The sequence below is a fragment of the Falsiroseomonas oleicola genome, from assembly GCF_019029495.1.
GTDB lineage: Bacteria > Pseudomonadota > Alphaproteobacteria > Acetobacterales > Acetobacteraceae > Falsiroseomonas > Falsiroseomonas oleicola.
The window spans coordinates 70,312-76,803 of the sequence record NZ_JAERQM010000012.1 but is presented as its reverse complement, the minus strand read 5'-3'; the positions used below and the strand labels follow the sequence as shown (position 1 = coordinate 76,803).

The 6,492-nt window shown below is 70.4% G+C and carries 6 protein-coding genes; 3 read left to right on the top strand and 3 right to left on the bottom strand.

Annotated elements, in window-relative coordinates; all coding sequences use genetic code 11:
- Positions 1 to 458: 458 nt before the first annotated feature.
- Complete coding sequence (locus JJQ90_RS25860) at positions 459 to 1,655, top strand: M23 family metallopeptidase (RefSeq protein WP_216879190.1); 1,197 nt, start codon at positions 459 to 461, stop codon at positions 1,653 to 1,655.
- A gap of 7 nt (positions 1,656 to 1,662) precedes the next feature.
- On the opposite strand, the gene JJQ90_RS25855 is transcribed toward JJQ90_RS25860, so the two are convergent.
- From JJQ90_RS25855 to JJQ90_RS25845, 3 genes are all read right to left on the bottom strand, one after another.
- A complete protein-coding gene (locus JJQ90_RS25855; protein WP_230410996.1) occupies positions 1,663 to 3,345 on the bottom strand; it encodes a Na/Pi cotransporter family protein in 1,683 nt (560 codons plus the stop codon).
- 98 nt (positions 3,346 to 3,443) lie between these two features.
- The gene (locus JJQ90_RS25850; RefSeq protein ID WP_216879189.1) at positions 3,444 to 4,142 is read right to left on the bottom strand and encodes an RraA family protein; all 699 of its coding nucleotides are present in this window, start codon (positions 4,140 to 4,142) and stop codon (positions 3,444 to 3,446) included.
- A complete protein-coding gene (locus JJQ90_RS25845; RefSeq protein ID WP_216879188.1) occupies positions 4,139 to 4,849 on the bottom strand; it encodes a glutathione S-transferase N-terminal domain-containing protein in 711 nt (236 codons plus the stop codon). Before JJQ90_RS25845 ends, JJQ90_RS25850 begins: the two co-directional genes overlap by 4 nt.
- 108 nt (positions 4,850 to 4,957) lie before the next feature.
- On the opposite strand from JJQ90_RS25845, the gene JJQ90_RS25840 reads away from it, so the two are divergent.
- Entirely contained in the window at positions 4,958 to 5,926 is a 969-nt protein-coding gene (locus JJQ90_RS25840; protein WP_216879187.1) for a Bug family tripartite tricarboxylate transporter substrate binding protein, read from the top strand.
- Between the two features lie 50 nt (positions 5,927 to 5,976).
- On the top strand, positions 5,977 to 6,489 hold the full coding sequence (locus tag JJQ90_RS25835) for a TspO/MBR family protein (protein WP_216879186.1): 513 nt from the start codon (positions 5,977 to 5,979) through the stop codon (positions 6,487 to 6,489).
- The last annotated feature ends 3 nt before the right edge of the window (positions 6,490 to 6,492 follow it).

Here is a 6,492-nt window from a genome sequence, read left to right as displayed (position 1 = left end):
CCCCCGCACCATCACCAACAATCCCTCAGGATCATCAGCAAGCGATACAAGGACCAAAGAGCAGCTAATTACTCTTCCCTCAACAGATACACAGTTTAAAAGAACAATGATCTCATCCGAGGCCAGAACCCTGACCAGCGGCACCATCGCATCGCTGCGTGGAGAAGATCGTCGCCTTAGCGGCGGGGGAGAGTATCTAGCGGATCGCTCCGCCGTTTTCAACCCCGCTTTTTCAGCGCCCCGTCTCGGAACCGTGTGGCTCGTCGTCGGTGGGGGGCTTTTACGGGGCAGACCGGAGGGAGTCAACACGGGGCCGCAGATTGCGTCACATAGCTGCCATAACCCGCAAAGCCTTGACATTGCTGCACACGTTACATTGCGGCCGCGCCTTCGTGGTTGACTTCACCGCCCCATGCCCAGAAGTTCCCCGCCGACACCACTTCGGACATGACATCCGCATGATTTTCACATTGCGCCTCGCCCTTTGCCTTTGCCTCGGCCTCAGCGCCCATTCCGCGCAGGCCACCGCATCGGACCCACCGGATGAGGCGCAGCGAATCGTCACCGTCCGTCCCGGCGATACGCTGGGCGGCCTGCTGGCGGAGGCAGGCGTCGATCCCGCCGATGCCCATGCCGCCATCGCCGCCCTCACCCCCGCCTTCGAGCCGCGCCGCCTGGCCGTCGGCCAGGAGGTCGGGCTGCGCCTGAATGATGAGAATGCGCTGATCGGCCTGGAGATCGCCCCCCAGCCCGGCCACACCCTGGCCCTGAACCGCCGCGGCACCGGCTGGGCGCTGGAGGAGGTGGTCACCCCGCGCCTGCGCCACCTCGCCCGGGTCGAGACCATCATTACCAATGGCGTCTTCACCAGCCTGACCCGCGCCGGCCTGCCGGGTCCCCTCACCCATTCCCTGATCCGCGCCCTGTCGCATGAGGTGGATTTCCAGCGGGATGTGCAGCCCGGCGACCGTATCGCCGTGGCCTTCGAGCGCCTGCGTGGCCCGGATGGCGACCTGCTCGGCCACGGCCAGCTTCACTATGCGGCCATCAGCCTCTCCGGCCGGGTGATGGAGGTCTGGCGCCATGCCACGCCGGATGGCGAGGTGGACTGGTACCGCGCCGATGGCCGCCCCCTGCGCGGCGGCTTCCTGCGCACGCCGCTGGATGGCGCCCGGATCACCTCCGGCTTCGGCATGCGCCGCCATCCGGTGCTGGGCTACAGCCGCCGTCATGCCGGGCTGGATTTCGGCGCCCCCACCGGCACGCCCATCTATGCCGCCGCGGATGGCACCGTCATCTCGGCCAAGGCGGAGCGCGGCTATGGCCGCACGGTGCGGCTGCGCCATCCGGGCGGGGTCGAGACCGTCTATGCCCATATGTCGCGCTTCACCCCCGGCCTGCGCGCCGGCGCCCGGGTGCGGCAGGGTGCGGTGATCGGCCGGGTCGGCTCCACCGGCATGTCGACGGGGCCGCATCTGCATTATGAGATCCGGATGGCCGGCGTTCCGCAGAACCCCGCCACAGTCGCCCTGCCCGGCGGCGCCCCGCTGCGCGGCCAGGCGCTGGCCGCTTTCCAGCGCGGCCGGCAGGAGTTGAACCGCCACTTGGCCGGCATCGGCAATGGCACCACGGAAGTGGCCCTGGCCGCCGACTAGCCGGCATCTACCGCCCGGCCGGGCTCTCCTCCTCCAGCCGCACCTCGGGGGAGAGCCGGCTCGGCAGCAATTCGCCCCGGCGTTCCAGCAAGGGGTGGGCGACCATGGCGAAATGCGCGCCGATCCGGCGCAGGTCGCGCACCGCATCCAGCAGCAGCCCGGCCGCCGCCCCGCCTTCCGCGGCGGAGCGGTCCGCGGCCTCCACCATCCGGCTCAAGGCGAGGCGCTCCGCCTCCCGCAGCCCTTCCTTCTCCCGCACCAGGCGGCGGGCGGCTTCCGCATCCTCCCGCATGAAGACCGCGACGGCGAGGCGAAGCTGCGCCTGGAGGCGCAGATGCAGGCCGGTGATCTCGGCGGCGATATCGGCGGGCAGCACCAGGCCTCGGCGCAGGCGCTTGGCGGCCAGCCCGCCCAGGTCGCGTTCCAGCACATCCCCCGCATGTTCCAGGGAGACGGCGAAGGCGCGGATCTCGGCCAGACGCCGGGCCTCCTCCTCCCCCAGGTTTTCCTGCGGTATGCGCGCCAGATAGAACTGAACCTGGCAGTGCAGCCGGTCCACCACGTCATCCAGCCGCTTGGCCACCTTGGGTCCTTCGCGTCGCCCCTCCTGGAAGGCGGCGATGGAGGCGGCCAGCATGGCCTCCACCGCATCGGCCATGCGCAGCACTTCCCGGGCCGCATTGGCCAGGGCGACGGGCGCCGAATCCAGCGCCCCGGAATCCAGGTAGCGCGCCGCGCCGGCATCCTCGGCCTGGGGCCGGTCCGGCAGGAAGCGTTCCAGCAGCCGCGACAGCGGGCCGAGCAGCGGCCAGGCGAGCAAGGCGGTGCCGATATTGAAGGCCAGATGCGCCTTCGCGGCTGCCAGCGCGGTCACCGGCCCCAGCAGCCCGGCCGCCTGTGGCAGGAAGGCCAGCACCACCGCCGCGCCGACCAGCCGGTTCGCCAGGTTCCCCAGCGCGACGCGCAGCCGGGCGCGGTCCGGCCCCACATCCCCGGTCGCCGCCAGCAGCGGGTTCATGGCGCTGCCGATATTGGCGCCCAGCACCATGGCGAGGCAGGCCTCCGCCCCCACGGCGCCGGAAGCGGCCAGCGCCGCGATGAACAGCATGGCCGCCACCGAGGAATGCGCCGCCCAGGCCAGCACCGCCGCCACCAGCAGGTTGGGCAGCGGCATGTCCGCGATCGCCCCCAGCACCTGGTGCAGAGCGGGGGAGGATTCGACTGGCCGCATCGCCTGCCCCAGCAGATGCAGCGAGGTCAGCATCAGGCCGAGCCCGATCGCCACCCGCCCGATATCGCGCACCCGCCCGGCCCCACCCCGCCGGAAGGCCACCACGCCACCCAGGATCAGCCCCGGCGCCAGCGCCCCGGTCGGGAAGGACAGGACCAGCACGATCAGCGCGGTGCCGAGATTGGCCCCCAGCATCCCGGCCAGGGCCGGCGCCAGCGCCACGCCCGCGCCGGCCGCGAAGCTGCCCAGCATCAGCGCCGTGGCGGTGGAGGATTGCAGCGCGGCGGTGATGACCAGCCCGGCCAGCACGGCCCGGCCCCTTCCACCCAGGCCGATGCCCAGCACATGGCGCAGCCGCATGCCGAAAGCCCGCTGCACGCCGGACTGCACCATGTGCAGCCCCCAGAGCAGCAGGGCGGCATGGCCCGCCAGTTCCACCAACAGCAGCGCCTGGGACAATCCCGCTCACCTCACCGGAGTCGTGTCATAAAACTGCAATAATGCAGCCTAGACCCCTCCCCTCCGGATGCAACGGTCTTGCGATGGCCGGGTTCTTTCTACCCCTGGGCCGCCCGGTAGCGCGCCTTGGTGGCGGCGTCCGGGGGATAAGTGCCTTCCAGCGGCGCGCCGCCCTCGATCTGGGCCAGGATCCAGGCCTCCAGCCGTTCCTTCTCCGCCGCCTCCCGCGCCACCTCCTCGACCAGCTCGGCCGGGATGCAGACGACGCCGGAGGCATCGCCCACAATGATATCGCCGGGGAACACGGCGACACCCGCGATGCCGATGGGCAGGGAATGGTCCACCACCATCACCGCGGCGGAGGACGGCACGGGCGCCGATCCGCCGCCGTGATGCACCGGCAGGGTCATCGCCGCCACCACCGGCAGGTCGGAGACGCCGGTATCCACCACCACCCCCGCCACACCCTTGCGGTGCAGCGCGGTCGCGATGATGTCACCGAGGACGGACACATGCGCCGCACCCCCCGTGGCGCAGACGAGCACCGCCCCCGCCGGGACGCCGGAGAAAATCTGGCGGTGCAGGTTCGGCAGTCGCCCGGCCGCCACCGCATCCCGCAGATCCTCCCGCACCGGAATGGCGCGGATGGTATAGGCGGGGCCGATGAAGCGGGCGGCTTCGGGATTCGCCGGGACGATGCCGTGCAGGAAGCGGCTGCGCAGGCCGCGGGCGAACATCACGGCGGACAGGGTCGGCACCGCCACCTGCCGCAGCGCCTCAAGGATGTCCGGCTTCATGGATACATCAACACGATATCGCGCCCCACCTCATCCGCCTCGGCCTCCGCCCGCGCCAACCACGCCTGCATCAGGGGGCTTTCCATCTGTGTCGCGATGAAATCCATGCTGTCGGTCGCAAGTTCCACACCATAGGTCACGTAGCGGCTGCACATCGGCGCCAGCACGGCATCGGCGAAGCAGAACTCCGCCCCGGCGATATAGGGGCCGCCCCAGCGGGCGCGGGCATCGCGCCAGATCGCCTCCAGCCGCTCCGTCCCCGCCCGCACGCCGGGGCGGTTCATCAGCTTGACGTTGCTGGGCAGGCCATCGCGCAACGGCCAGCGCTTGATGAGGTTCATCGGCAGGCCGTTGCGCACCTCGTCGAAATGGCTGTGCACCTCCGCCGCGACGCAGCGGGCATAGGCGCGCCGCGCCGGGTCCTGCGGCCAGATGCCGCAGCCGGGATCGCGTTCCCACAGCCATTCGGCGATGGCCAGGCTGTCCCACAGCACCATCCCCGCCTCCGCCTCATCCGGCCGCCCGGCCAGATGCAGCACGGGAACCCGGCCGGAAGGGGAGACGGCGCGAAGCTTTGGCGGGCTGTCCGGGCGGGAGAGGAAGATGCGGCGCATTTCCACCGGCAACCCGCCCAGACGGCAGGCCATCCAGCCCACCACGGACCAGGAGGAGGACCAGGCGCTGCCGACATAAAGTATATTTTGCATACGATTGACCTCGATCGACTTGCGCCCGATTTCGCACCGCCAATAATGCATCTTGCGAAGATTTCGCTGTGCGGCGCAACATCCTGCCTCTGCTTCCGGAGCGCCGAGATGACCTTCCGCCGCACTTTGCTGGCTGCCCTGCCTGGCCTTCTCGCCGCCCGCGCGGCGCTCGGCCAGCCCGCCGGCTATCCGACACGGCCGATCCGCTTCGTGGTGCCCTGGGCGCCAGGCGGGGCCACCGGCAATATCGCGCGCATCGTCGGCGATGCCATGGCGGCCTCGCTGGGCCAGGCGATGGTCTTCGACCACCGGCCGGGGGCGGGCGGCGCGCTCGGCACCGACAACGTCGCGAAATCGGCCGGCGACGGCTACACGCTGCTGATCTCCGGCGCCGCCACCTACTACCGGCCGCTGATCGACAAGGACACGCCCTTCAACCCGGCGCGGGACTTCACGCCGCTCGGCCTGATCGGCGTCGGCCCCTTCTGCCTCGTCACCCGCAATGGCCTGCCCGGCAATCTGCGCGACTTCATCGCCCATGCCCGCGCCAATCCCGGCAAGCTCAACTTCGCCTCCTCCGGCATCGGCGCCACCAGCCATCTGGCGGCGGAGGCCTTCAACGCCTCGGCCGGCATCCAGGCGACGCATGTGCCCTATCGCGGGTCCTCCCCGGCCACCATCGACCTCATCGCCGGCCGGGTGGACTATTACTTCGATGCCTTCTCCTCGCTTCAGGACAATGTCCGCGGCGGCCGCATCCAGGCGCTCGGCGTCACCACAGCCGAACGCGCCAGCCAGGCCCCGGACGTGCCCAGCATCGCGGAGGCCGCCCTGCCCGGCTTCACCGCCGCCCCCTGGTGGGGAATCGTCGGCCCGGCGGGGCTGACGCCAGCGGTGCTCGACCGTCTGTCGGCCGCGCTGAAGACGGCGCTGGAAACGCCGGCCGTGGTCGCCCTGCTGGATGGCCAGGGCTGCACCGCCCAGTTCATGGCGCCCGGCCCCTTCGGCGCGTTCGTCCAGGCCGAGAACGCCAAATGGACACAGGTGATCGAGAAGGCGGGGCTGCGGGTTTCCTGATCCGCGCTTCCCGATGGACAGGGCCGGCGGTGCCGTCCATGTAGGACGGCATGGACCTGAACCTGATCCTTGGCGCCCTGGCCTGCCTCGCCGTCTGCTTCGCAGCGGCGTCCACCGGGGCGCTGTTCTCCCCCGGTGACTGGTATGCGGGGCTGCGCAAGCCGTCCTGGAACCCGCCGAACTGGCTGTTCCCGATCGCCTGGTCGCTGCTGTACCTGATGATCGCCGTCGCCGGCTTTCTGGTCTGGCGCGCCGACGGAATCGGCCTGCCAATGGCCGTCTGGCTCCTGCAACTGGTGCTGAATGCCGGCTGGTCGGCGGTGTTCTTCGGGATTCGGCGGCTGGGCTGGGCGACGGTGGAGGCGGCGGCGCTGTTCCTGTCCATCCTCGCCTGCATCGTGTTGTTCGCGCCGATCTCCACCACGGCGGCCTGGCTGATGGCGCCCTATCTGCTCTGGGTCGGTTTCGCGACCTTCCTGAGCTTCACCATGTGGCGGCTGAACCCCGGCCCGCATCCGGTGATCCGGCGGGCCGAGCTGGGCCAGCGCCCGAAGCGGGCCTGAGTC

Bases quoted from the DNA above. Each gene is read 5' to 3' on its own strand.
- JJQ90_RS25840 (WP_216879187.1), top strand. From the start codon at position 4,958: ATGACCTTCCGCCGCACTTTGCTGGCTGCCCTGCCTGGCCTTCTCGCC.
- JJQ90_RS25835 (WP_216879186.1), top strand. From the start codon at position 5,977: ATGGACCTGAACCTGATCCTTGGCGCCCTGGCCTGCCTCGCCGTCTGC.
- JJQ90_RS25845 (WP_216879188.1), bottom strand. From the start codon at position 4,849: ATGCAAAATATACTTTATGTCGGCAGCGCCTGGTCCTCCTCCTGGTCC.
- JJQ90_RS25860 (WP_216879190.1), top strand. From the start codon at position 459: ATGATTTTCACATTGCGCCTCGCCCTTTGCCTTTGCCTCGGCCTCAGC.
- JJQ90_RS25850 (WP_216879189.1), bottom strand. From the start codon at position 4,142: ATGAAGCCGGACATCCTTGAGGCGCTGCGGCAGGTGGCGGTGCCGACC.